Source organism: Pseudomonas eucalypticola (assembly GCF_013374995.1).
Lineage (GTDB): Bacteria > Pseudomonadota > Gammaproteobacteria > Pseudomonadales > Pseudomonadaceae > Aquipseudomonas > Aquipseudomonas eucalypticola.
This window is the reverse complement of sequence record NZ_CP056030.1, coordinates 1,361,942-1,386,187: the sequence shown is the minus strand read 5'-3', so window position 1 is coordinate 1,386,187 and position 24,246 is coordinate 1,361,942. Positions and strand designations below refer to the sequence as shown.

Below are 24,246 nucleotides of genomic sequence, written 5' to 3'. Positions count from 1 at the left end.
TACTGCGCTCCCTGTGGAACCGGGCGAAGCTCGGGAACGTGGCGCCGCGTACTGACCGACAGTACGCGGTGTGGCGTTTCCCCCGCTGCGCTCGGCCCCGAAGGGAGGCTTTCAAACCCTGTGATTGGCTGATTCAAGCCCCCGCCACTACCGACGCCCCCGCTGGCGCCACCACACTCATCCCCTCCCGCATACGCTGCGCATCCCGCTTGAAGCTGCGCGCCGCCAACACCAGAAACACCAGCGTCAACACCAGCGCCACCGGAATGGCGAACATCGCGTCATGCAACCCCACGGCCTTGAACGCCTCGCTCATTTGCTCGGCGCCTGCTTCGTCCATGGCCTGGCGAGCAAAGCGGTCGCTCAGCAGCCCCGCCACCACCGGCCCCATGGAGCCGCCCAGCAGATACAGCCCGGCGAAGAACAGCGCCATGGCCGTGGCGCGCATGCGCGGGTGCACCACTTCCAGAATGGCAGTGTAGGCACAGGTGTAGAAGGCATAGCTGAAAAACCAGCCCAGGCCGAACACCGTCACGAACAGGCCAATGTCGATGCGCCCCGCCGCCAAGGCCCAGGCGGTGGCACTGGCGGCCACCACCATGCAACTGGCCGCCAATACCAGGCGGCCGTTGGCCAGGCGCTGCTGGACCTTGTCCGCTACCCAACCACCGAGGGTCAGGCCGACCAGGCCGGTGACGCCGACGATGACGCCGGTCGAAACCGCAGCCTGGTGCAGCGGCAGGTGGAAGTAGCGTTGCAACATCGGCACCATGAAGCTGTTGCAGGCATAGGTGGCAAAGTTGAATGCCAGGCCCGCCAGCACCAGCCAGCAGAAGGTGGGAATCGCCAGAAGGCGACGCAGGGGTTTGTCCAGCGGCTGCTGGGACACAGGCTCGGCCTCGGCGGCGCCACGCGCGGGTTCACGGATGCTGAACATGAACAGGGCCAATACCAGGCCCGGTATCGCCGCCACGAAGAACGGCGCGCGCCAACTGCCGAAAAACTCGACCATGGCACCAATGGTGAAGAACGCCAGCAACAGGCCCAATGGCAACCCCAGCATGAATATCCCCATGGCGCGGCCGCGCCGCTGCGGTGGGAACAGGTCGCCAATCAGCGAGTTGGCCGCCGGCGCATAGCTGGCCTCGCCAATGCCAATGCCCATGCGCACCAGCAGAAACGTCCAGAACCCACCCACGAAGCCATTGACCGCGGTCAGCGCGCTCCACACCGCCAGGCCCCAGCCCATCATGCCGCGCCGTGAACCCCGGTCGGCCATGCGCCCCAGGGGCACGCCTGCGGCGGCATAGACCAGCGTAAACGCGGTACCGACAATGCCCAGCTCAAAATCGCTCAAGTGCCACTCCAGGCGCAGGGGCTCGATGATGATGGCCGGAATGGTGCGGTCGAAGAAGTTGAAGAGGTTGGCGAGAAAAAGCAGAAACAGAATGCGCCACGCATGGGGCGCCTGGGCAGATGAAGGCATGGTGGCACTCGCTATTATTGTTGTTGAAGGCCACATGCAATTTAGAACGTGAATGGGCGGTTGTCCGCTGAATCAGGACTCGTGATACTGGTCTATTATGGCAGTGTCATTGGCGACCCGGCCGTACACACGGTTATCGCGGTCGGCTATTGCGTCAATTCCGAAATGGTTAGCATCACTTTGCCAGTACTCAGCAGCCACCTTCTATACTGTGGCTAACTCGCCATCCCTGGGTGGCTCGGGAGTATTCGTTCAGAGGCACGCTATGGATTGGCTCGGTTTTCACTTTATTAGCGATTTGCCGACACAGGGGCAGATCCTGCTTAATTGCAGCCACAACCCATTTCTGGTGCTGCTGGCTTACCTGGTGGCCTGCGCCGGCAGCTTCGCCACCCTGGACATGGCCGAGCGCATCAGCCATGTCGAGCGCCCAGGCGCACGGCACCAGTGGCGCTGGATAGGCGCGTTGTGCCTGGCGGGCGGCATCTGGGCCATGCATTTCATCAGCATGCTGGCCTTCGAAACCCCCATCGAGATGCATTTCGACCTGCCTGTGACAGTGGTGTCGCTGTTGATCGCGCTGGTCGCAGGGTTATTGGCGATGAACACCCTGAGCCGCGACGAGATCACCCTGTTCGGCTACGCCAAAAGCGCTACCGGCATTGGCCTGAGCATCGCCGGAATGCACTACGTCGGCATGATCGCCATGCGCTCCCCCGCTACCCAGTATTTCCAGCCTGGGCTGTTCGGCCTGTCTATCGTGGTCGCCATCGTCGCCAGTTTCGCCGCCTTGCTCCTCGCCAGGCATTTTCGTACGGGCAGCGGCACCTTCCATCAGCTACTCAAGTACAGCGCCAGCCTGCTGATGGGCGCCGGCATCGTCGCCACTCATTTTCTCGGCATGTGGTCGCTGGTCATGGCTGTGCCCCTGGGCAGCCCCCTGCACGCGCCCATGGTCGACAACAGCCTGGAGCTAGGGCTCACCGTAGCCTTCATTACCTTGCTGATCATTGCCAGCAGCCTCAGTGCGGCGTTGGCTGACAAGAAGCTGCAAAGCAAGGAGCACGACCTGCGGCGGGTCAATGCCTTACTCAGCCAGCTGGACCAGGCGCGGGTTTCACTGCAACAGGTGGCCCACTACGATGCCCTGACCAATTTGATCAACCGCCGCGGCTTCAACCAGCTGTTCGGCGAAAAACTGATCGAGCAGAAGCTCAACGGCGGCATGCTGGCGGTGATGTTTCTGGACATCGACCACTTCAAGCGCATCAATGACAGCCTGGGCCATGATGCCGGCGACGACCTGCTCAAGGTCATTGCCAGCCATATCAAAAGCGCAACCCGCAGCCACGCCGATGTGGTGGCGCGCTTTGGCGGCGACGAATTCTGCATCCTGATCGCCATGAACAGCCGCGACGAAGCCCGGCACATGGCTCAGCGCATCATGCAGAAAATGAAGGAGCCCATCGACCTGGCCGGCCGGCGCATGGTGATGACCACCAGCATCGGCATCAGTGTGTTCCCGGACGACGGCGACACCTGCGAAGAGCTGCTCAAGCACGCTGACCTGGCGCTGTACCAGTCCAAGGGCGCCGGGCGCAACGCCCTGCACTTCTTCAGCGCCAACCTGCGCACCAAGGCCACCCTCGAACTGCAACTGGAAGAGGAATTGCGCTACGCCCTGCGTGCCGGCAATGAACTGGACCTGTTCTACCAACCTATCTTCGACCTGCACAGCGGCCAGGTGGCGAAGCTCGAAGGGCTGATACGCTGGCGCCACCCCCAGCATGGCCTGCTGAGCCCGGATCGATTCATCAGCATCGCCGAAACCAATGGCCTGATCGCCGAGCTGGACAATTGGGTACTGCAGCGCGCTTGCCGTGACCTGGCACACCTGGGCCGCAATGGCTGCGAACAGTTGAAGATCACGGTCAACTGTTCGGCACTGAACCTGGCCCGCGAGGAGTTGGTGGGGGAGATCCGTTCGGCCCTGGCCGATGCCGGGGTAGCGCCTCAGCGCCTGGAGCTGGAGGTGACCGAAAATGCGCTGATGGGCAACATTGCCACCACCATCAGCCTGCTCAACCAGATCCGCGCGCTGGGGGTGTCACTGTCCATCGATGACTTCGGTACCGGCTACTCCTCCTTGGCGTACCTCAAGCGCTTGCCACTGGACACCTTGAAAATCGACCGATCGTTCATCCAGGACATCCCCCGCTCGGCCGCCGACATGGAGATTGTCCAGGCAATCATCGTCATGGCCCACACGCTGCACCTGCAAGTGGTAACCGAAGGCGTGGAGACGGTGCAACAGTATGAGTTCCTCGCCAACTATGGCTGCGATTACGTGCAGGGTTACCTGTTGAGCCGGCCGGTGTCACTGGGCGAGCTGCGCCCCGTGCTCGACCAGTTGAACCAGCACCGCAATGCCAACGGTACGCTGTTCAACCAGCCGGTAGCGAACCGGGCCGGTGACGAGCGGGTGGTACGCGACCTGTTCGCCGAGCCGCCGGTGGCGCGCCCCGCCCGATAGAGAGACGCAAGCGCTCGGCGGAGCGTATGCGCACCATTACAGTGCCATTATTTTTCGTCTGCCCTTTCCTGGATCAACACCCAAGGCGATACCACCACCGCCCACAGCGTGGGGTCACGCTCCACACAGTCCAGCGCCTGCGATTCAGACACCTTGGCGAGCAATCCAGCGTCCATCCACTGCTTCACTTTTGCGCCATCGTCCGTGGCTACGGCCTCGGCGGCGGCGACCAAATCCAGCGCAGGCTCGACCCACAACAGGGCACCGCGTGCAAAGAAGGGTTGCAGCTCCTGCCATCCGATCACGGCAGTCTCGCCGAGCAGCTTGGCATAGAGGGTGCTAGGTTGTTCAGTCATGGGTTTCACCAAAAAGAATATCGGGTGCAATGATAACGCCCCGGATTGCCATGGAAAAACCCGGTTTCAATTGCGTGATTGATGGCAAGTTCGGAAAAGCCAAGGATGACGACCTGCTGCAGGGGTTTGCGCCGCCGTTATTCTGTAACTTCCTGTCGATAAAGCGACACCCTGGCCATTTGCCCCCAGGCGCCAGCTTTTCAATGGATCGAGCGGCGCTCTACACTGTACCGGTACAGTTACCGGGGGCCGATCGGGGTGTTTTTCGTTCGCTTCGGGCAGTCGTGGGAACACGCGACGCTCGCTTCGACAAGACCCGGTCCTGCAGCTTTCGCCGCAAGACTATAAAAAATACAACAGTTAGAGTGGAGCACTATGACTAAGCAGATTTCCAAGCTGTTCGCCGCACTGGTTCTGGCGGGGGTTGCCAGCCATTCGTTCGCTGCCGATACCATCAAGATCGGTATCGCCGGCCCCAAGACCGGCCCCGTGACCCAATACGGCGACATGCAGTTCATGGGCGCGAAAATGGCCATCGAGCAGATCAACGCCAAGGGCGGGGTCGACGGCAAGAAGCTCGAAGCGGTCGAATACGATGACGCCTGTGACCCGAAACAGGCGGTAGCGGTCGCCAACAAAGTGGTCAACGACGGCGTCAAGTTCGTGGTCGGCCACCTGTGCTCCAGCTCCACCCAGCCGGCTTCGGACATCTACGAAGACGAAGGCGTGATCATGATCACCCCGGCCGCCACCAGCCCTGACATCACCAACCGCGGCTACAAGATGGTGTTCCGTACCATTGGCCTGGACAGCGCCCAGGGCCCGGCGGCCGGCAACTACATCGCCAAGTTCGTGAAGCCCAAGCTCGTCGCGGTCATCCACGACAAGCAGCAGTACGGCGAAGGCATCGCGACCGCCGTGAAGGCCACCCTGGAAAAAGACGGCATCAAGGTGCCGGTGTTCGAAGGCATCAACGCCGGCGACAAGGACTTCTCTTCGCTGATCGCCAAGCTCAAGCAAGCCAACGTCGACTTCGTCTACTACGGCGGGTACCACCCGGAGCTGGGCCTGATCCTGCGCCAGGCCAAGGAAAAAGGCCTGAACGCCAAGTTCATGGGCCCCGAGGGCGTGGGCAACGACTCCATCTCGCAGATTGCCCAGGGCGCGGCCGAAGGCCTGCTGGTCACCTTGCCGAAATCGTTTGACCAGGACCCGGCCAACGTCGCCCTCGCCGATGCGTTCAAGGCCAAGAAGCAGGACCCGAGCGGCCCGTTCGTGTTCCCGTCCTACTCGGCCGTGGAAGTCATCGCCGACGCGATCACCACTGCCAAGAGCGAAGACACCGCCAAGGTCGCCGCCGCCATCCACGCCGGCACCTTCAAGACCCCCACCGGCGACCTGAGCTTCGACGCCAAGGGCGACCTGAAGGACTTCAAATTCGTGATCTACGAATGGCACTTCGGCAAACCGAAGACCGAAGTCAGCCCCCAGTAAACGCTCTTTGAAACCGATGAAGCCCACTGCGCGAGCAGTGGGCTTTGTTTTACGAGGTAATGGGCCGGGTTTCCGCGATCCGGAAGGCGGCTCACCTGAAAATCTCAAAACCGTCACCAGCGGTTCGCTGGCATAAAGCTTTGCACCCGCGGCTACGACCGCCCGTGCGGGCAGGAAAATGACTCCACCAGTGAAATGCGTATCAGGTTTTTAGGAGCGCGCGGTAATGCCTGACATCTATCACTTCTTCCAACAGCTGGTTAACGGCCTGACCGTTGGCAGCACGTATGCCCTGATCGCCATCGGCTACACGATGGTCTACGGCATCATTGGAATGATCAACTTCGCCCACGGCGAGGTCTACATGATCGGTTCGTACGTGGCGTTCATCGCCATCGCGGGCCTTGCCATGCTGGGCCTGGACAACGTGCCATTGCTGATGACCGCGGCCTTCTGCGCCAGCATCGTCGTCACCAGTGCCTACGGCTACAGCATCGAACGGATCGCCTACCGCCCCTTGCGCGGCAGCAACCGCCTGATTCCGCTGATCTCGGCCATCGGCATGTCAATCTTCCTGCAGAACATGGTGCTGCAGACGCAAGACTCCAAGGACAAATCGATACCCAACCTGATCCCGGGCAGCTTCAGCTTCGGGCCAGGGGGGCACAGGAAGTGCTGATCTCCTACATGCAGGTCGTGGTATTCGTGGTGACCCTGATCGCCATGCTGGGCCTGACCCTGTTCATCTCCCGCTCCCGCCTGGGCCGCGCCTGCCGCGCCTGCGCCGAGGACATGAAGATGGCCAACCTGCTGGGCATCAATACCAACAACATCATCGCCCTGACGTTCGTCATCGGCGCGGCCCTGGCCGCGATCGCCGCGGTGCTGTTGAGCATGCAATACGGGGTGATCAACCCCAACGCCGGCTTCCTGGTGGGCCTGAAGGCCTTCACCGCAGCCGTGCTCGGCGGTATCGGCAGCATTCCGGGCGCCATGCTCGGCGGGCTGGTACTGGGTGTGGCCGAAGCGTTTGGCGCCGATGTGTTCGGTGACCAGTACAAGGACGTGGTGGCGTTCGGTCTTTTGGTTCTGGTGTTGCTGTTCCGGCCGACTGGCATCCTGGGCCGTCCGGAGGTTGAAAAAGTATGAACAAGACTCTCAATTCGGCGTTCTTCAGCGCGCTGCTGGTGTGGGCCGTGGCCTACCCGGTGCTGGGCCTGAAACTGTCCATCGATGGCATCCACCTGATCGTCCAGGGCGCCAGCACCACGACCCTGCTGATCATCGCCGCCTGCTCGGTGCTGATGTTCGTGCGGGTGCTGTTCAACCGGCAGATCAGCTCGGCATGGAAAAGCACCCCGCGGCTGCCCTTGGTGCCCGCCCGGGCCGGTGACTTTCTCACCCAACCCAAGACCCAGCGCTGGGTAATCCTGGGCCTGATCGTGGTCGCGTCCATCTGGCCGTTCTACGGCTCGCGCGGCGCGGTCGACCTCGCCACCCTGGTACTGATCTACGTGATGCTGGGCCTGGGCCTGAACATCGTCGTGGGCCTGGCCGGGCTGCTGGACCTGGGCTATGTCGGGTTCTATGCCGTGGGTGCGTACACCTACGCCATGCTATCGCACTACTATGGCTTCAGTTTCTGGATCTGCCTGCCCTTGGCGGGCCTGGCGGCGGCCACGTTCGGCTTCCTGCTGGGCTTCCCGGTGCTGCGCCTGCGCGGTGACTACCTGGCCATCGTGACCCTGGGCTTCGGCGAGATCATTCGCCTGTTCCTGCGCAACCTCACCGACCTCACCGGTGGCCCCAACGGCATCAGCAACATCCCCAAGCCGACCCTGTTCGGCCTGTCGTTCGACCGTTCCGCCGCCGACGGCGCGCAAACGTTCTACGAGTACTTCGGGCTGACCTACAACCCCGTGGGCAAAGTGATCTTCCTCTACCTGGTAGCCCTGCTGCTGGCCCTGGCCGCGCTGTTCATCATCAACCGCCTGCTGCGCATGCCCATCGGCCGTGCCTGGGAAGCGCTGCGTGAAGACGAGATCGCCTGCCGCGCGCTGGGCTTGAACCCTACCATCATCAAGCTTTCGGCGTTCACCCTGGGTGCCAGTTTCGCCGGTTTCGCCGGTAGCTTTTTCGCCGCACGCCAGGGCCTGGTGACGCCGGAATCGTTCACCTTCATCGAATCGGCCATCATCCTCGCCATCGTCGTGCTGGGTGGCATGGGCTCGCAACTGGGCGTCATCCTGGCGGCGATCGTGATGATCCTGCTGCCGGAAATGATGCGCGAGTTCAGCGATTACCGCATGTTGATGTTCGGCGCCATGATGGTGCTGATGATGATCTGGCGTCCTCAAGGTCTGTTGCCCATGCAGCGCCCCCACATGGAGCTGCGAAAATGACGCAGAACATTCTTGAAGTATCTGGCCTGAGCATGCGATTCGGCGGCCTGCTGGCCGTCAATGGCGTGGGCCTGACGGTGAAGGAAAAACAGGTGGTGGCCCTGATCGGCCCCAACGGCGCCGGCAAGACCACGGTGTTCAACTGCCTGACCGGTTTCTACAAGCCCAGCGGCGGCACCATCCTGCTGGACGGCCAGCCCATCCAGGGCATGCCCGGCCACCAGATCGCCCGCAAGGGCGTGGTGCGTACCTTCCAGAACGTGCGGCTGTTCAAGGACATGACCGCCGTGGAAAACCTGCTGATTGCCCAGCACCGGCACCTGAACACCAACTTTCTGTCGGGCCTGTTCAAGACGCCGGCGTTTCGCCGCAGCGAGCGCGAGGCCATGGAGTACGCCGAGTTCTGGCTGGAAAAGGTCAACCTCACCGAGTTCGCCAACCGCCCCGCCGGCACCCTCGCCTACGGCCAGCAACGGCGCCTGGAAATTGCCCGGTGCATGATGACGCGTCCGCGCATCCTCATGCTCGACGAACCCGCGGCTGGGCTGAACCCGCGCGAGACCGACGACCTCAAGGCGCTGATCGCTACCCTGCGCCAGGACCACAACGCCACGGTGCTGCTGATCGAGCATGACATGAAGCTGGTCATGAGCATTTCCGACCACATCGTGGTGATCAACCAAGGCACGCCCCTGGCCGACGGCACGCCCGAGCAGATCCGCGACAATCCTGAAGTCATCAAAGCCTACCTGGGGGAAGCGTAAATGCTGCAGTTCGAAAACGTTTCCACCTTCTACGGCAAGATCCAGGCGCTGCACAGCGTCAACGTGGAGGTCCGGCAAGGCGAGATCGTTACCCTGATCGGTGCCAACGGTGCCGGCAAATCGACCTTGCTGATGACCCTGTGCGGCTCGCCCCGCGCTCATTCGGGCAGCATCCGTTACCTCGGTGAAGAGCTGGTGGGCCAGGATTCTTCCGACATCATGCGCAAGAGCATTGCCGTGGTACCGGAAGGCCGCCGCGTGTTCGCCCGCCTGACCGTGGAAGAGAACCTGGCCATGGGCGGTTTTTTCACCGACAAGGGCGACTATCAGGAGCAGATGGACAAGGTGCTGCAGCTGTTCCCGCGGCTCAAGGAACGCTTCAACCAGCGCGGCGGCACCATGTCGGGCGGTGAACAGCAAATGCTTGCCATCGGCCGAGCGCTGATGAGCAAGCCCAAGCTGTTGCTGCTCGACGAGCCGTCGCTGGGGTTGGCGCCGATCATCATCCAGCAGATCTTCGACATCATCGAACAGTTGCGCAAGGATGGCGTGACGGTGTTCCTGGTGGAGCAGAACGCCAACCAGGCCCTGAAAATCGCCGACCGTGCCTACGTGCTGGAAAACGGCCGGGTGGTGATGCAAGGCACTGGCGAAGCCCTGCTCACCGACCCGAAGGTGCGCGAGGCCTACCTGGGCGGCTGACACCTGGGCGCGTCGGCGGTGCTAGCAGGTTCGCCGCGGTCCGCGTAGCAGCGGACCTGGCCGCGTCGCCGGCGCATGCGGTGTGCCTGGTGTTGCGCGGCGTTCGTGACGCGGCCAGGTCCGCTGCTACCGGTCGCGGGTTGCCCAGGCCATCAGGTTGGGCGGCTGACGCCTGGGCGCGTCGGCGGTGCTGGCAGGTTCGCCGCGGTCCGCGTAACAGCGGACCTGGCCGCGTCGCCGGCGCATGCGGTGTGCCTGGTGTTGCGCGGCGTTCGTGACGCGGCCAGGTCCGCTGCTACCGGTCGCGGGTTGCCCAGGCCATCAGGTTGGGCGGCTGACGCCTGGGCGCGTCGGCGGTGCTCGCAGGTTCGCCGCGGTCCGCGTAGCAGCGGACCTGGCCGCGTCGCCGGCGCATGCGGTGTGCCTGGTGTTGCGCGGCGTTGGTGCCGCGGCCAGGTCCGCTGCTACCGGTCGCGGGTTGCCCAGGCCATCAGGTTGGGCGGCTGACGCCTGGGCGCGTCGGCGGTGCTGGCAGGTTCGCCGCGGTCCGCGTAGCAGCGGACCTGGCCGCGTCGCCGGCGCATGCGGTGTGCCCGGTGTTGCGCGGCGTTCGTGACGCGGCCAGGTCCGCTGCTACCGGTCGCGGGTTGCCCAGGCCATCAGGTAATCCGCCACTACCTGCACCCGCCGGGGCATGCCGCCCTGGTAGGGGTGAACCAGATACAGCGCCGTACTGGCCGTTTCATACTCACCCAGCAAGCCCACTAGCCGCCCCTCTCTCAACTCCGCATGCAGCAGGTACGAAGGCAGCCGTGCTATGCCCGCCCCCGCCAGCGCTGCCTTTTTCAGCAAGCTGTAATGATTGCTCGCGAACGGCCCCGCTACCGCTACCCGAATCAGCTCGTGACGCTGGTGATAGCGCCACTCTTCTCCCCCCCCGTAATGGCTATTGAGCAGGCAGGCATGCTCGACCAGGTCCTGTGGTGCGCGCGGCACCCCGTGCACAGCCAGGTACGTCGGGCTGGCGCAGGTAATCTCCTGCATGGTCAGCAAGGGGCGCGCCACCAAGCGTTCGTCATTGGCCACAGTCTCGCGTATCGCCAGGTCGAAGCCTTCACCCGCCAGGTCGCGGTAGCTGTTGCTGAGGTCGAGCTCAACGGTGAGCTGAGGGTAATCGCCGGCCAGCATCTTCAACAAGCCTTCAAAGAACGCCTCACCCAGTGACACCGGCACGGTCACGCGCACGGGCCCGGCCAGTTCATCCTTGAGCAACGCCAGCGCCTGGCGCGCCCGGGTCATCTGCGCCACCAGTGCCTGGGCCTCAGGCAGCAGCGCGGCACCAGCCGCCGTCAGGCTCAGCCGTCGGGTACTGCGGTGCAGTAATTGCACACCGTGGCCGGCTTCCAGGGCGCTGATGCGCTTGGACAGCTGGCCCTTGCTCCAGCCCAGCTGGCCGGCCGCGCGGATGAAACTGCCTGCCTGGATCAGTGTCGCAAACGCGGCCAGGTCGTCGAGTTCGCTCATCCGATTGTTTCCCCATGAAAACCCAAGGTTGCCTATTGGCAGGATTATCGCAAAAAACAGAACACCTAGACTGGCAGCACATCCACTGCATGAGTCAACCACCGTGGGCTCCGCCATAGCCACCGAGCTGGACCAGCGCCATGAGGTGATCAAGGTCGGCCGCACCCGCGGCGATCATCAGGTGGACATCGCCGACGCGACGTCCATCCGCCAGCTGTTCGAACAGGTCGGCCCCTTCGATGCCTTGGTCAGCGCGGTGGGCAGCGTTACGTTCAAGGCCCTTGGGGAAATGAACGACAGTGACTTCAGCCTGGGCCTGCAGAACAAGCTGATGGGCCAGGTGAACCTGGTGCTGATTGGTCGCGAGTTTGCCAACGACGGCGCATCGTTCACCCTGACCTCCGGTATCCTCAACCGCGACCCCATCCGCACGGGCGCCTCGGCGGCCATGGTCAATGGCGCACTGGACGCCTTCGTCCGCGCCGCTGCCATCGAGCTACCCCGCGGCCTGCGCATCAATGCCGTGAGCCCCACGGTGCTGGAAGAGGCCATGGGCAGCTACGCGCCTTATTTCCGCGGCTACAAGCCGGTGCCAGCCGCCGATGTGGCGCTGGCCTATGCGAAAAGCGTGGAAGGCCTGCAGACCGGCCAAGTGTTCATCGTCGGCTAGCGCCACTGCCCAGCACCCGCAGCGGGCACAATTTTCACTTTTGCTGTGCTAGGGTTCCCGCCATTGACTTGGAGGCCCCCGATGCGCGTTGCCCGTTCCCTGCTGTGCTGTGCCCTGCTGCCGCTGTTCGCCGGTTGCCAGATGTTCGCGTCCACACCCACCCAACCGTCCACGGCCGGCATGACCCGCATGCAAGGCGTGTTGATGGGCAATAACGGCCAGCTGCTGTTCCAGCCTTGCGGTGAACAGCGTCATTACGCTGTGACCGACATCGGCCACACCGGCGTGCTGCAGGAGGCCGACGGCATCGTTGGCCAGTCCGGGCAGGTCTACGCCGATGTGCGCGGCCGCTTCGAGGCCAGCAAGACCGGCGGCATGGACGGCACCATTGACCTGCACCAGTTCTACCGCCTGGAGCGCTCAACCGCCAGCTGCAAGGACCCGAACTTCAAGTTGCTGACCCTGCGCGCCGCCGGCCAGGATCCCAGCCAATGGGAGCTGCGGGCCAGCGGCAAGGGCCTGGAGCTGAGCCGTGCCGACCAACCCAAGCTGGCCGTGCCTTACGTTGAGGAACAACTGCCCGACGGCCGCCTGAGCCTGAGCACCGAGGCCAACGGCCTGCGCGTCGAACTGTGGGTGGCGCCCCAGCGCTGTGTGGACCCGGCCACCGGCAGCGTGCAGCAGATGACTGCCGAATTGCGCGTCAACGACCAGCCCTACCGCGGTTGTGCCTACTTTGGCGGCGCGCGGGACGACTGAGCAATAATTGCCGTCGGGCAGTTAAAACCTGACGGCAACCCCCTGTGAACGCTTATAATGGCCGGTTAGTGCAAAGCTGCCGGGTCAACCCTGTGGCCCGGATATTGGACCCTGTCATGTTACGAATCACCGAACTGAAACTGCCCCTGGACCACGCGGACGAGGCCCTGCGCCCAGCCATCGTGCAGCGCCTGGGGATCGCTGACGCCGATCTGCTGGACTTCACCCTGTTCAAGCGCAGCTACGACGCGCGCAAGAAGAACAGCGAACTGCAATTCATCTATACCCTCGACCTGAACGTGCGCGACGAAGCCGCGCTGTTGGCAAAATTCGCCGACGACCGCAACGTCGGCCCGGCGCCGGACGTCAGCTACAAGGTAGTGGGCCACGCCCCCGAAGGCCTCACCGAACGCCCGGTCGTCGTGGGTTTCGGCCCGTGCGGTATCTTCGCCGGCCTGCTGCTGGCGCAGATGGGCTTTCGTCCGATCGTGCTGGAGCGCGGCAAGGAAGTGCGCCAGCGCACCAAGGACACCTGGGGCCTGTGGCGCAAGAGTGTGCTGAACCCTGAGTCCAACGTGCAGTTCGGCGAGGGCGGTGCCGGTACCTTCTCCGACGGCAAGCTGTACAGCCAGATCAAAGACCCGCTGCACCACGGCCGCAAGGTGCTGCACGAGTTCGTCAAGGCCGGCGCGCCGGAAGAGATTCTCTACGTCAGCAAGCCGCACATCGGCACCTTCCGCCTGACCGGCATGGTGGAAACCATGCGCCAGGAGATCGAGGCCCTGGGCGGCGAGATCCGCTTCGAGCACAAGGTTACCGACCTGCTGATCGACGGCGAACAGCTGCACGGCGTTGTGCTGGAAAACGGCGAGCAGATCGCCTCGCGTCATGTGGTCATGGCGCTGGGGCACAGTGCCCGGGACACCTTCCGCATGCTGCATGCCCGCGGCGTGTTCATGGAGGCCAAGCCCTTCTCCATCGGTTTCCGCATCGAACACCCCCAAGGCCTGATCGACCAGGCGCGGCTGGGCAAGTACGCCGGCCACCCGAAACTCGGCGCTGCCGACTACAAGCTGGTGCACCACGCCAAGAACGGCCGTTCGGTGTACAGCTTCTGCATGTGCCCGGGCGGCACCGTGGTGGCCGCGACCTCGGAGCCGGGCCGCGTCGTCACCAACGGCATGAGCCAGTATTCGCGCAACGAACGTAATGCCAACTCCGGCATCGTGGTGGGCATCACCCCGGAGGTCGACTACCCGGGCGGCCCGCTGGCGGGTATCGAACTGCAGGAACAGCTGGAATCCAAGGCCTACCTGCTGGGCGGCAGCAACTACCAGGCCCCTGCGCAACTGGTAGGCGACTTCATCGCCAACACGCCATCCACGGCGCTGGGCGAGGTGGAGCCATCCTACAAGCCGGGCGTTTCCCTGGGCGACCTGGCCCTGTCGCTGCCGGATTTCGCCATCGAGGCGATCCGGGAAGCACTGCCGGCGTTCGACAAGCAAATCCGCGGCTTCGCCCGTGCCGATGCGATCCTGACCGGTATCGAGACGCGCACCTCGTCGCCACTGCGCATCACCCGGGGTGCGGACTACCAGAGCCTGAACATGAAAGGGTTGTTCCCGGCCGGTGAAGGCGCCGGTTATGCCGGCGGTATTCTGTCGGCGGGCGTGGATGGTATTCGTATCGCCGAGGCGGTGGCACGCAGCATGTTGGGGCTAGACTAGCCGTTCATGACTCCCTTGTTGGACCGGGCAAAGCTCGGCCCCACAAGGGAGCACGAATCTGTAGTATCTACACGCTTTCCTACAGTGAAATCAGACGCGTCCTAATCCCCCTTTCTTCCCCTTCTGTTAGCTTCCTCCGCCCCGCCCAACCCATCAGAATTGTTATAACAAAAACGAATATAACTTTTGTTTTAACAACCGTCGGTACGGGTTAGGGTGTGCCCCTTGGAACTCAGGATGGAGAGCGCCCGTGCCTCTGCGCAATACTTTGACACGTTTTTTCCAACTGGAAGCCGCCAGCGGACTGCTGCTGATCGCCGCCGCCGTGCTGGCGCTGTTCATCAATAATTCACCGCTGTCAGGCCTGTACAACAGTTTCCTGGACACGCCGGTGGTCGCCCAGGTCGGCAGCCTGCAGATCGCCAAGCCGCTGTTGCTGTGGATCAACGACGGGCTGATGGCGCTGTTTTTCCTGATCATCGGCCTTGAGGTCAAGCGCGAGGTACTCGAAGGCCAGCTATCCAAGGTGTCCCAGGTGGTACTGCCAGGCGCGGCGGCCATCGGCGGCATGGTGGTGCCCGCCTTGATCTTCTGGGCGATGAACCGCGACAACCCCGCGGCCGCCGCCGGCTGGGCCATTCCCATGGCCACCGACATCGCCTTCGCCCTGGGCGTGCTCGCGTTGCTGGGCAAGCGTGTGCCGGTATCGCTCAAGCTGTTCCTGATGACCCTGGCGATCATCGATGACCTGGGGGCCATCATCGTCATCGCGCTGTTCTACTCGGGCACCTTGTCGAGCCTGGCGCTGATGCTGGCGGCGGCCTGCCTGGTGGCGCTGATCGCCATGAACCGGCTCGGCGTGATCAAGCTGGCCCCCTACCTCATCATCGGCGCGATCCTGTGGGTGTGCGTGCTCAAGAGTGGCGTGCACGCGACGCTGGCCGGGGTAACGCTGGCGTTCTGCATCCCCTTGCGTACCCGCCACGCGGAAACCTCGCCGTCGCGCACGCTGGAACATGCCCTGCACCCCTGGGTCGCCTATGGCATTCTGCCGCTCTTCGCCTTCGCCAATGCCGGCGTACCCCTGGCGGGTGTGACCCTGGAAAGCTTCACCCACCACGTGCCGCTGGGCATCGCTACCGGGCTGCTGGTGGGCAAGACCCTGGGCGTGTTCGGGCTGACCTGGCTGGCGATCAAGGTCGGCTTGGCTAGCCTGCCAGGCGGCGCGAACTGGAAACAGCTGCTGGGGGTGTCGATCCTGTGCGGCATCGGCTTCACCATGAGCTTGTTCGTGGGCTCGTTGGCGTACGTGCCAGGCGAAAGCCCGTTCGCTGGCGAGGACCGCATGGGCATTCTCACCGGGTCTATCCTGGCGGCGTTCATTGGCTATGCGGTGACCGCCCTCGCCAGCCCCAAGCGGCGATAATCCCCACTGCGCTCCTCGCCGGGTAACCGGCCCGATAATGAAAAAACCCGGCCGAGGCCGGGTTCTTTCAATGCAGCGACAATCAGTGGGTGACGCGGCTGGTGCCATCCACGGTCATGATGCGCACACGTTCGCCAACCCGGAAAATCTCGTTTTCCTGAACCTGTTGCACATAGGCGCGCATGCTGCCGTCGTCCTCACGCACGGTGATTTCCACACCCTGGGTGCGGGTCAGTCCGTTCTCGGCCGCCGAACCTACCAGGCCGCCAGCCACAGCGCCGATGACCGCGGTGATGATGCTGCCGCGGCCGCCACCAATGGCGCTACCGGCCACACCACCGACCACCGCGCCGGCGCCAGCGCCGATTGGCGTCTTGGTGCCTTCGATTTTCACTGGCCGCAAGGATTCGATGGTACCCATTCGCACGGTCTGCACGCGACGGGCTTCATCACGCGAATAGCTATCACCCGACAGGTCAGAGACACAGCCGCCCAGAAACAGGGACGTCGTGGTGAAGCAGGCAAGGAGCAGTGCAGATTTACGCATGAATTTTCTCCGTGGGACTAATGTACCCATTAAACGCTGGGGTTCGCAGACTGTCACGACACCAGCTGTAATAATTTGCGTCCATTCAGCCCTTGTACAGCCGTCGCGCAGGGCTGTCAAAGCCGACGATATGGCAGGTTTGCCAGGCAATCATGCCATACCGTCTGGACAACAGCGGAGAGGAAAAGGTCAGCCGCGCCGATCAGGGAGCCAGGCGTTCACGCTGCCAGGCCTGGTCGATCAGGCGGTAGTTGAGGCGGTCGTGCAGGCGGCTGGAGCGCCCCTGCCAGAACTCGATGCGCTCGGGCACCAGGCGGTACCCACCCCAGTGTTCGGGGCAATGGGGCTGCCCATCGCTGAAACGCTGCTCGGTGGCTTTGAGCAAGCCTTCCAGCTCGGCGCGATCGGCGATCACCCGGCTCTGGGGCGAGGCCCAGGCGCCCAGGCGACTGCCCAGCGGGCGCACCTGGAAGTAGGCATCGGACTCCTCGTGGCTGACCTTGCTGACGCGCCCCTCGATGCGTACCTGACGCTCCAGGGTAGGCCAGAAGAAGGTCATGGCCGCGAAAGGATTGGCCAGCAGATGGCGGCCCTTGTCGCTTTCGTAGTTGGTGAAAAAGGTGAAGCCCTGGGCATCCAGGGCCTTGAGCAGCAACACCCGGCAATGGGGCCGCCCCTCACCGTCGACGGTGGCCAAGGTCATGGCATTGGCCTCGACCGGTGGCTGCTCGGTTTTCACTGCTTCTTCGAACCAGCGCGTGAACAACGCGAACGGCTCGACCGGGGCGTTGGCCTCGGTCAAGCCGTCACGGGTGTAGTCACGCCGCATATCAGCCAGGGGCTGGGTCATTGCGCGCTTCCTTGGACGTTAGGCTCAGTTCTTGGCCTGGTCAGCGGTCACCTTCTTGGCCGGGGCGGCTGCCTTGGCAGGGGTGGCCTTTTTCTTGGTGGTGGTGGCCTTGGCCGGTGCCTTGTGGCTGGCCGGGGCTTTCTTGGCAGCGGCTTTCTTGGTGGCAGGGGCCGCGGCCGGGGCTGGCTTGACGTCCTGCACCGCCACCATTTCAGCCACTGGCGGGGTCGGCGAGTTGTACTTCGCCACCAGCGCCACCATGGTTTCCTGAGGGGTCAGCAGGATTTCCACACGGCGGTTCAGGGCACGGCCCTGAGGGCTGTCGTTAGCGGCACGTGGCATCACCGAACCCATGCCACGCATGGCCAGGCGCTTACGGTCCAGGCCGCTGAGGTGGAAGATGGCCGCGATGGACTGGGCGCGCTGCTGGCTGATCTGCTGCACATCGGCGGCACCCGTGGCGTCACCGTGGCCGAGCACCAGCACAGCGGTCTTGGGGTCGGTCTCGACGGCCTTGGCGACATTGGTGATCGGGCTCAGGGTGACCGGCAGCAGCAGTTCAGGACGCTTGGGGTTGAAGCTGCCGTCCACCGGCGCGATAACCACCAGCACGTCTTCGCGACGCTCAACCTGGAAGTTGCTGCCCTTGACCGCTTCACGCACTTTTGGCTCGTAGCTGTCCAGCCAGGCCTGGGTCATCTTGGTGTCGATCTTGGGCACTGCGGCCACTGCGGGGGTAGCCGCGGCCGGGGTGGCAGCCGTGCTGGAGAACGGCCACCACCAGTGCTTGCCGGTATCGGCAGCCGCGACCGGGGCCGGCGCAGCGGCTGGAGCTGCAGCCTTGGCTTCGTCCTTGGCGACCTTGTCGGTGATCGCGCCTGCTACATCCTTGTCTACCGCGTGGTCACTGGCGCCGAAGGGCCACCAGTTGAAACCACCGCCGTTGCCAGCCGTGTTGTTCTGTGGAGTCTGAGCGCAGCCGGTCACAGCCAGGCACAGGGCAAACGCGATGGATTTATTGGAGTACATAAGCTTTCCACAAAATGAGGTTGATACAAAACGGGTTAACAAACCCGCTTAAACCATTGATTGATAGTAGATGAAACCGCCGTCACGGGACGTCCGTCGGTCGATTCGATCAATTTATAGACAAGTGGCAAGTACCCGCACCAGTTTCTGCGCACGGGGGTCCATGAGCACATACGGGCCCAGGGTGTTAGTGACGAAACCGAAGGCTACGTCATGTTCGGGGTCGGCGAAACCGACCGAGCCACCGGCACCCGGGTGGCCGAAAGCCTTGGCCCCCAGGCCGAAGGTGGCATTGGCGAGGTCCGGCTGGTCAAGCATGCAGCCCAGGCCGAAACGGGTGGGCGTAAGCAAAGTCTTGTCCGGGCCAACACTGTGTTCGCGGGTCAATTCATTAAGCAGTTCGGCTTCCAGCAGGCTGCCATCCAGCAAGCCGGTGTAGAAGCCGGCGAGGCTGCGGGCATTGCCATGGCCGTTGGCCGCCGGCTGCTGCATGCGCCGCCATTCCGGCTTGTTGGTGCTGGTCAGTACCGACGGCGGGTTGGTGAAGGCACGGGTGCTCATGGCGGTGGGTTCACGCATGGTCACTTGCAGCAAGCGCTGGGCAGCTTCATCGCCCATGTTGCCCTTGCCACGGGCAATGTGCGCGACGCGGCGAAACTCTTCATCGGCCAGGCCGACATGGAAATCCAGGCCCAGGGGGCGGGCCACGCGGGCCACGATGGACTCGCCGGGGCCACGACCATCGGCGCGGCGCAGCAATTCGCCCACCAGCCAACCGTAGGTAATGGCCGCATAGCCATGGCCCGTGCCGGGCTCCCACCAGGGGGCCTCGGCCGCCAGCGCGTCGACCATGGCCTGCCAGTCATACAAGGCTTCGGCGGGCAACAGCTCGCGCAATGCCGGCAGGCCTGCCTGATGGCACAGCAACTGGCGCAGGGTAACGCTTTCCTTTCCGGCGGCGGCGAACTCGGGCCAGTAGCGGGCCACCGGAATATCCAGGTCAAGCTTGCCCTCGCCTACCAACTGCAGCGCGGTGACAGCGGTGAACGTCTTGGTGCAGGAGAACAGGTTGGCAATGGTATCGCTGTGCCACGCCTCTTGGCCGTCCTTGTCGGCGGTGCCGGCCCACAGGTCGATGACCGTGCGCCCGCCCACCTGGATGCACAACGCGGCACCGCGTTCCTGGGGATCGTCGAACAAGGCGGCGAAGGCTTCGCGCACCGCCTCGAACTGAAGCTCGTAATGACCTTGAATCTGCACCCGACCGCTCCCTGAACAGCATTGAACAAAGTGGCAGGCATTGTTCCAGCCCTTGAGGCTTTTGTGAACAGCTGCTTGCCAGCCGGCAGGCAACTTTCTGCTGACAGGGAACGATTTAGCCCGGCGCGCGGGTTTATCAGCGGCGGCCGCCCCTGTGGCCTTCGGCGCTCTTGCCGCCGGCTTCCGGGGCGGGAGCGGTTTTCAGGGTCTTGGCCAGCTGGTCCAGGCTGTCGAGGTTGCTCTTGCGCACCGCGCCGACGAAGCCCTGGTAAGGCACGTCGGTCACGCCCACCAGGCCGAAGTGGCCGTTCTCGCCGTCGAGCAGCCGGCCCGTCACCGGTTGGTCCAGGTACTGGAACCAGTGCACACCGACGATCGTCGGTTCCTGCAGCGCCGCCTTGAGGAAGGTGGCGTAGGCGTTGCCGCGGTCCTCTTCCTTGGCCACTTCCATCGGCCCGGGCCAGAACGGCCCGCGGTCCCGGGAGCCAAAGGTGAATTCGGACACCAGTACCGGCTTGTCCAGCTCGCGCAGGCGCGCGAAGTCATAGCCATCCTGGGGCGTGGGCGTATAGAAATTGAAGCTCAATACATCGCAGTACTGGGCGCAGGAGTCCACGGCTTCGGGGCTGGACACGGCATAACGGCCTCCCAGCAACAACTGGTTGGGCGCGTGCCACTTGAGGGCATCGGAAATGGTCTTGAAGTAAGTGTCGGCGAATACCCGCTGGAAATGCTTGAGGTCGGCCTCGATCTCCGGGTGCTCGGGGTTGGGCTGCGGCGCTTCGAAGCCGGGGTCTTCCATCAGCTCCCAGGCCGGCAGGTTGATGCCCCAGGCCTTGGACAAGCCCTCCTGGTTGCGGTACTTGTCGCGCAACTGCTTGAGGAACGCGCGCTTGGCCGGCACGTCGGTGGTCTGGCGCAGGGTGCCATATGCCAGCGCGTATCGAGCCTTGGGGTCGTTGCCAGGGCCTGCCCAGGCCAGCTCATTGTCGGCGAAATAACCGATCAGCCACGGGTCATCGCGGTGGTCGCGAGCGGCGATGGCGACGGCGCGCTCGGTGGCCATGGCAAAGCGCGGGTCGAACGGGTCGGGCATCCGCCCCCACCAGTCCATGCCGGTACTGATGCTGGCGTAGTCACCAACGATCGACAGCGGCAGTGTATACGGGACGCGCTGGTTGCCCTCCAAGGTCGGGGCGCTCCAGTTGCCCACGGTATTGAAACCCCAGGCCTGCAGGCGGTCCAGGGTATGGGTCTGCCAGCGAATGGCATCGAACGGCCTGGCCTGGCACGGCGCCTGCGGCGTGGGCGTGCACGGCTCGGCGTACGTACGCTGCAGGTTGGCCCCGTAGAAATCGAACCAGCGCCCGCTGCCGAAGCCGCGGCCCACCGATGAACCATTGCCGTCCTGGTTGTTGCTCTGACCATAGTACTGGGCTTCGGGCTCATCAGCCTTGGGCAGGTTGGCGAACATCCATTCACGGCCTTGCACATAAGTGCGGTCGCCGTCGGCAGCCACGGCGTTGACGCCCAGGGAGTAGAACGGATGGCCTTCCGGGGTTACCAGGTACCAGCGGCCATCGCGCTTTTCAGTGCGAAAAAAGCCGCTGGCATTGAACACCGGGCCTTGGACCAGGCCGCCGAACTTGTCCAGCGGCGCCTTTTCGCGCTCGGCCAGCCAGCCCTTCAGCTGCTGCTGCTCGCGGCTGGCGGCAGCCCGCAGCTGGTCGTCACTGGTGACCTTCTCTGGCCAGCGGCCGCGGCTGAATTGGCCGTATTCGTCGACAATGCCGGCATAGGCGGCTTTCTGCAGGGTATCGCCTTCCACCACGCCGAAGCGTTCCAGCAGGATGTTCTGCGCCACGGCGGGCTTGTCCATGGACACGGTCACCGACACCACCTGGCTGGGGGTCAGCTCGCCCGCACTGCTGGCGAGCAGCGTGCGCTGGCCATCTTGTACCCATGGCATGGGCGGCGCGGCGCGCATCCCCTGGCTCAACGGCGTGTTGGCCTGCAACGGGATGACCAGGGTCTGCGCCGGGCCCGCGGGCAGGTCGATGCGGCTGGTCAGGGTCTTGCCGTCGTTGCTCTGGATTTTCACGTACAGGGTCACGGCCCAGTCCATGGCGCTTTGCGCGCGCAATGTCATGGCCCCATCGGCCGACCAGTCCCAGGCGCCCGTCTGCGGCTTGAGGGTCAGGCTGGGGGCGGCCACCGGGTTGAAGGTCACCCGGCGCAACACTTCCCCTTCGGCCGTCTGTTCGGCATTGTACTGCGGCAGGCTGGCATCCGCGGTCGTCACCTGCACCACGTCGGCGGGACGAACGAAGTTGAACAGCGTCTGCTGGGCACCCGGTGCTGCCATCAGCGGGGTGGTGAACAGCACTGCGAATACAATGGGCAACGAACGGCGAATCATGGGATTCCAGCTCTCCTTGATGGCCGTTGTCGGCCTCGGTCAGGTCAATAGACAGCGTAACAGGGCATTGTAGCCCTGCCCGCTTCAGGAAATTTCGCGGCGAAAAGGCGGCAGGGCATTGAGGATCGCCTTGCCGTAGCGCTGGGTCACCAGGCGGCGGTCCAGCAGGGTGATGGTGCCGCGGTCCTGCTCGGTACGCAGCAGCCGGCCACAGGCCTGGATCAGCTTGAGCGACGCATCGGGCACGGCGATTTCCATGAACGGGTTGCCGCCGCGCGCCTCGATCCACTCGGCCAACGCTGCTTCCACCGGGTCATCCGGTACGGCGAAGGGGATCTTGGCGATGACCACGTGCTCGCAATAGGCACCGGGCAAATCCACGCCTTCGGCGAAGCTGGCCAGGCCGAACAGCACGCTGGACTCGCCGCCATCGACACGGGCCTTGTGCTTGTTCAGGGTCTCCTGCTTGGACAGGTTGCCCTGGATGAACACCTGGCGCCGCCAGTCGCGGTCCAGGCCGTCGAACACGTCCTGCATCTGCCGGCGGGAGGAGAACAGCACCAGGGTCCCTCGCGAGCCCTCCACCAGACCCGGCAGGTCGCGAATGATCGCCGCGGTGTGGGCCGCCGCGTCACGGGGGTCGGCGCGCAGGTCCGGCACCCGCAGCACGCCGGCGTCGGCGTGGTGGAAGGGGCTCGGCACCACGGCGGTGACCGCGGCCTTGGGCAGGCCGGCACGCATGCGGAAGCGGTCGAACTTGCCCAGCGCGGTCAGCGTGGCCGACGTCACCAGGGCGCCGTGGGCGACGTTCCACAAGGTACGGCGCAGCATCTCGGCCGCCAGGATAGGGCTGGCGTTGACTTCGATATCGAACATCGCGCCGCTTTCGGCCAGGGTCAGCCAGCGCGCCATGGGCGGGCTTTCTTCCGGGTCTTCGGCGGTGAAAGCGGTCCACAGTTCCCAGTTGCCCTGGGCGCGGGACAGCAGGCTGCCGAACAGTGGGTACCACTCCTCGGCCTGGTGGCTGGCGATGCCGATGTTCTTCTCACCGTCCATGCCTTCCTTGAGCAATTCGGCGAGGCGGGTGAACAGGTCGTTGAGGCGGGCGAAGCCCTTCTTCAGCTCGATGCCGATTTCGCGAATATGCTCAGGCACCACGCCGCCTTCGAAGCGATGGCGCGGCCGCTCGCGGCCTTCCATGTCTTCACCTGCACGGAAGTCAGCCAGCTGTTCGCAGGCGCTGAACATGAACTGCTGGTGGGTCTTGATCTCGCGCGCCAGCTCCGGCACCTGCTCGATCAGCTTGCCCAGGTCGCCGGGCAACGGGTGCTGGGCCAGCAACTTGGTCAGGTTCTTGGCCGTGCTTTCCAGCCAGTCGGCGGTGGAGCGCAAGCGGGTGTAGTGGGCGAAATGGCCGATGGCCTTGTCCGGCAGGTGGTGGCCTTCGTCGAACACGTAGATGGTATCGCGAGGGTCAGGCAGCACGGCGCCGCCGCCCAGGGCCAGGTCGGCCAGCACCATGTCGTGGTTGGTAACGATCACATCCACCTTGCCCATGCCTTCGCGGGCCTTGTAGAAGGCGCACTGCTGGAAGTTGGGGCAATGGCGGTTGGTGCACTGGCTGTGGTCGGTGGTCACCCGCGCCCAGTCCTTGTCCTCCAGGGCGGTGGCCCAGCTGTCGCGGTCACCGTCCCATTTGTTGCCGGCCAGTTTCTCGATCATGCTGGTGAACAGTTTCTGGCTGGCTTCATCAACCTCGATGCGAAACCCTTCCTCTTCGAACAGTTGCGCCGTGGCCGTCTGGGCGTGGCCTTCCTGCAGCAGCACGTCGAGCTTGGACAGGCACAGGTAGCGTCCACGCCCCTTGGCCAGCGAGAAGGTGAAACTCAACCCGCTGTTCTTCATCAGGTCGGGCAGGTCCTTGTAGACGATCTGCTCCTGCAGCGCGACCGTGGCCGTGGCGATCACCAGGCGCTTGCCTGCGGCCTTGGCAGCCGGGATCGACGCCAGGCTGTAGGCCACGGTCTTGCCGGTACCGGTGCCCGCCTCCACCGCGACCACCGCGCAGTCGCCCGAGCGCCGGCCTTCGTCGTCGCAGTCGATGTCGCCCAGCACCTTGGCGACCTCGGCGATCATCAGGCGCTGGCCATAGCGCGGCTTGAGGCTCTTGGCTTCGAGGAAACGCGAATAGGCGCCCTGGATCTGGGATTTGAGTTCGTTACTGATCATGGTTCTGGGGCATGGACGCCTGGATAAATTTTCAGTGTTTCGATTTGGGCCGCTATCATACCCCGCTAA

The 24,246-nt window shown here is 63.9% G+C and carries 18 protein-coding genes and 1 pseudogene; 10 read left to right on the top strand and 9 right to left on the bottom strand.

Translation table 11 applies throughout. The features are described from left to right. Positions 1–133: 133 nt before the first annotated feature. On the bottom strand, positions 134–1,486 hold the full coding sequence (locus HWQ56_RS06375; RefSeq protein ID WP_176570046.1) for a spinster family MFS transporter: 1,353 nt from the start codon (positions 1,484–1,486) through the stop codon (positions 134–136). Positions 1,487–1,751: 265 nt separating this feature from the next. On the opposite strand from HWQ56_RS06375, the gene HWQ56_RS06370 reads away from it, so the two are divergent. Next, positions 1,752–4,019 (top strand): putative bifunctional diguanylate cyclase/phosphodiesterase, encoded by a 2,268-nt coding sequence (locus HWQ56_RS06370; RefSeq protein WP_176570045.1) that lies wholly within the window; start codon positions 1,752–1,754, stop codon positions 4,017–4,019. A 47-nt stretch (positions 4,020–4,066) separates the two neighbouring features. Here the strand turns inward: HWQ56_RS06370 and HWQ56_RS06365 are convergent, their stop codons facing one another. Further along, positions 4,067–4,375, bottom strand: a complete 309-nt coding sequence (locus HWQ56_RS06365) for a DUF2288 domain-containing protein (RefSeq protein ID WP_176570044.1) — start codon at positions 4,373–4,375, stop codon at positions 4,067–4,069. Positions 4,376–4,750: 375 nt separating this feature from the next. Here HWQ56_RS06365 and HWQ56_RS06360 point away from each other — a divergent pair, with 375 nt between their 5' ends. The 5 genes and pseudogenes from HWQ56_RS06360 (at position 4,751) to HWQ56_RS06340 (ending at position 9,737) form a co-directional block, all read left to right on the top strand. Further along, the gene (locus tag HWQ56_RS06360) at positions 4,751–5,869 is read left to right on the top strand and encodes a branched-chain amino acid ABC transporter substrate-binding protein (protein WP_158155757.1); all 1,119 of its coding nucleotides are present in this window, start codon (positions 4,751–4,753) and stop codon (positions 5,867–5,869) included. A gap of 226 nt (positions 5,870–6,095) precedes the next feature. Further along, a pseudogene (gene livH, locus HWQ56_RS06355) lies at positions 6,096–7,018 on the top strand (high-affinity branched-chain amino acid ABC transporter permease LivH). Continuing rightward, positions 7,015–8,271 (top strand): high-affinity branched-chain amino acid ABC transporter permease LivM, encoded by a 1,257-nt coding sequence (locus HWQ56_RS06350; RefSeq protein WP_176570043.1) that lies wholly within the window; start codon positions 7,015–7,017, stop codon positions 8,269–8,271. Before livH ends, HWQ56_RS06350 begins: the two are co-directional and overlap by 4 nt. Next, the gene (livG, locus tag HWQ56_RS06345; RefSeq protein WP_158155751.1) at positions 8,268–9,035 is read left to right on the top strand and encodes a high-affinity branched-chain amino acid ABC transporter ATP-binding protein LivG; all 768 of its coding nucleotides are present in this window, start codon (positions 8,268–8,270) and stop codon (positions 9,033–9,035) included. Before HWQ56_RS06350 ends, livG begins: the two co-directional genes overlap by 4 nt. Beyond that, positions 9,036–9,737, top strand: coding sequence for an ABC transporter ATP-binding protein (locus tag HWQ56_RS06340; protein ID WP_158155749.1), 702 nt, complete (start codon positions 9,036–9,038; stop codon positions 9,735–9,737). A gap of 633 nt (positions 9,738–10,370) precedes the next feature. On the opposite strand, the gene HWQ56_RS06335 is transcribed toward HWQ56_RS06340, so the two are convergent. Then, the gene (locus HWQ56_RS06335) at positions 10,371–11,261 is read right to left on the bottom strand and encodes a LysR family transcriptional regulator (RefSeq protein ID WP_176570042.1); all 891 of its coding nucleotides are present in this window, start codon (positions 11,259–11,261) and stop codon (positions 10,371–10,373) included. Positions 11,262–11,331: 70 nt separating this feature from the next. On the opposite strand from HWQ56_RS06335, the gene HWQ56_RS06330 reads away from it, so the two are divergent. The 4 genes from HWQ56_RS06330 to nhaA all read left to right on the top strand — a co-directional run bounded on the left by HWQ56_RS06330 (position 11,332) and on the right by nhaA (position 15,843). Beyond that, a complete protein-coding gene (locus tag HWQ56_RS06330) occupies positions 11,332–11,931 on the top strand; it encodes a short chain dehydrogenase (RefSeq protein WP_245217869.1) in 600 nt (199 codons plus the stop codon). 81 nt (positions 11,932–12,012) lie between these two features. Then, on the top strand, positions 12,013–12,690 hold the full coding sequence (locus tag HWQ56_RS06325; RefSeq protein WP_158155743.1) for a COG3650 family protein: 678 nt from the start codon (positions 12,013–12,015) through the stop codon (positions 12,688–12,690). A 116-nt stretch (positions 12,691–12,806) separates the two neighbouring features. After that, positions 12,807–14,417 carry an NAD(P)/FAD-dependent oxidoreductase gene (locus tag HWQ56_RS06320; RefSeq protein ID WP_158155741.1) on the top strand — a complete coding sequence of 537 codons (1,611 nt, stop codon included), beginning with the start codon at positions 12,807–12,809 and terminating at the stop codon, positions 14,415–14,417. 250 nt (positions 14,418–14,667) lie between these two features. Continuing rightward, positions 14,668–15,843, top strand: coding sequence for a Na+/H+ antiporter NhaA (gene nhaA, locus HWQ56_RS06315; RefSeq protein WP_158155739.1), 1,176 nt, complete (start codon positions 14,668–14,670; stop codon positions 15,841–15,843). 82 nt (positions 15,844–15,925) lie between these two features. Here nhaA and HWQ56_RS06310 read toward each other — a convergent pair whose 3' ends face one another. The 6 genes from HWQ56_RS06310 to dinG all read right to left on the bottom strand — a co-directional run bounded on the left by HWQ56_RS06310 (position 15,926) and on the right by dinG (position 24,177). Continuing rightward, positions 15,926–16,390, bottom strand: coding sequence for an outer membrane lipoprotein (locus HWQ56_RS06310; RefSeq protein WP_158155737.1), 465 nt, complete (start codon positions 16,388–16,390; stop codon positions 15,926–15,928). 202 nt (positions 16,391–16,592) lie between these two features. Continuing rightward, positions 16,593–17,240, bottom strand: a complete 648-nt coding sequence (pdxH, locus tag HWQ56_RS06305) for a pyridoxamine 5'-phosphate oxidase (protein WP_158155735.1) — start codon at positions 17,238–17,240, stop codon at positions 16,593–16,595. 24 nt (positions 17,241–17,264) lie between these two features. Beyond that, complete coding sequence (locus HWQ56_RS06300) at positions 17,265–18,269, bottom strand: OmpA family protein (RefSeq protein WP_158155733.1); 1,005 nt, start codon at positions 18,267–18,269, stop codon at positions 17,265–17,267. A 114-nt stretch (positions 18,270–18,383) separates the two neighbouring features. Beyond that, positions 18,384–19,529: a serine hydrolase domain-containing protein gene (locus HWQ56_RS06295; RefSeq protein ID WP_158155731.1), complete on the bottom strand. Its 1,146-nt coding sequence runs from the start codon at positions 19,527–19,529 to the stop codon at positions 18,384–18,386. Positions 19,530–19,665: 136 nt separating this feature from the next. Then, a complete protein-coding gene (locus tag HWQ56_RS06290; RefSeq protein WP_158155729.1) occupies positions 19,666–21,948 on the bottom strand; it encodes a beta-galactosidase in 2,283 nt (760 codons plus the stop codon). A gap of 84 nt (positions 21,949–22,032) precedes the next feature. After that, complete coding sequence (gene dinG, locus HWQ56_RS06285; RefSeq protein WP_158155727.1) at positions 22,033–24,177, bottom strand: ATP-dependent DNA helicase DinG; 2,145 nt, start codon at positions 24,175–24,177, stop codon at positions 22,033–22,035. Between the last annotated feature and the right edge of the window lie 69 nt (positions 24,178–24,246).

Excerpts from the sequence above, each read along its gene's own strand:
- HWQ56_RS06325 (WP_158155743.1), top strand. The coding sequence starts at position 12,013 with ATGCGCGTTGCCCGTTCCCTGCTGTGCTGTGCCCTGCTGCCGCTGTTC.
- dinG (WP_158155727.1), bottom strand. The coding sequence starts at position 24,177 with ATGATCAGTAACGAACTCAAATCCCAGATCCAGGGCGCCTATTCGCGT.
- HWQ56_RS06335 (WP_176570042.1), bottom strand. The coding sequence starts at position 11,261 with ATGAGCGAACTCGACGACCTGGCCGCGTTTGCGACACTGATCCAGGCA.
- HWQ56_RS06310 (WP_158155737.1), bottom strand. The coding sequence starts at position 16,390 with ATGCGTAAATCTGCACTGCTCCTTGCCTGCTTCACCACGACGTCCCTG.
- livG (WP_158155751.1), top strand. The coding sequence starts at position 8,268 with ATGACGCAGAACATTCTTGAAGTATCTGGCCTGAGCATGCGATTCGGC.
- HWQ56_RS06360 (WP_158155757.1), top strand. The coding sequence starts at position 4,751 with ATGACTAAGCAGATTTCCAAGCTGTTCGCCGCACTGGTTCTGGCGGGG.
- HWQ56_RS06340 (WP_158155749.1), top strand. The coding sequence starts at position 9,036 with ATGCTGCAGTTCGAAAACGTTTCCACCTTCTACGGCAAGATCCAGGCG.
- HWQ56_RS06375 (WP_176570046.1), bottom strand. The coding sequence starts at position 1,486 with ATGCCTTCATCTGCCCAGGCGCCCCATGCGTGGCGCATTCTGTTTCTG.
- HWQ56_RS06290 (WP_158155729.1), bottom strand. The coding sequence starts at position 21,948 with ATGATTCGCCGTTCGTTGCCCATTGTATTCGCAGTGCTGTTCACCACC.
- HWQ56_RS06350 (WP_176570043.1), top strand. The coding sequence starts at position 7,015 with ATGAACAAGACTCTCAATTCGGCGTTCTTCAGCGCGCTGCTGGTGTGG.
- HWQ56_RS06365 (WP_176570044.1), bottom strand. The coding sequence starts at position 4,375 with ATGACTGAACAACCTAGCACCCTCTATGCCAAGCTGCTCGGCGAGACT.
- HWQ56_RS06320 (WP_158155741.1), top strand. The coding sequence starts at position 12,807 with ATGTTACGAATCACCGAACTGAAACTGCCCCTGGACCACGCGGACGAG.
- pdxH (WP_158155735.1), bottom strand. The coding sequence starts at position 17,240 with ATGACCCAGCCCCTGGCTGATATGCGGCGTGACTACACCCGTGACGGC.
- HWQ56_RS06370 (WP_176570045.1), top strand. The coding sequence starts at position 1,752 with ATGGATTGGCTCGGTTTTCACTTTATTAGCGATTTGCCGACACAGGGG.
- HWQ56_RS06300 (WP_158155733.1), bottom strand. The coding sequence starts at position 18,269 with ATGTACTCCAATAAATCCATCGCGTTTGCCCTGTGCCTGGCTGTGACC.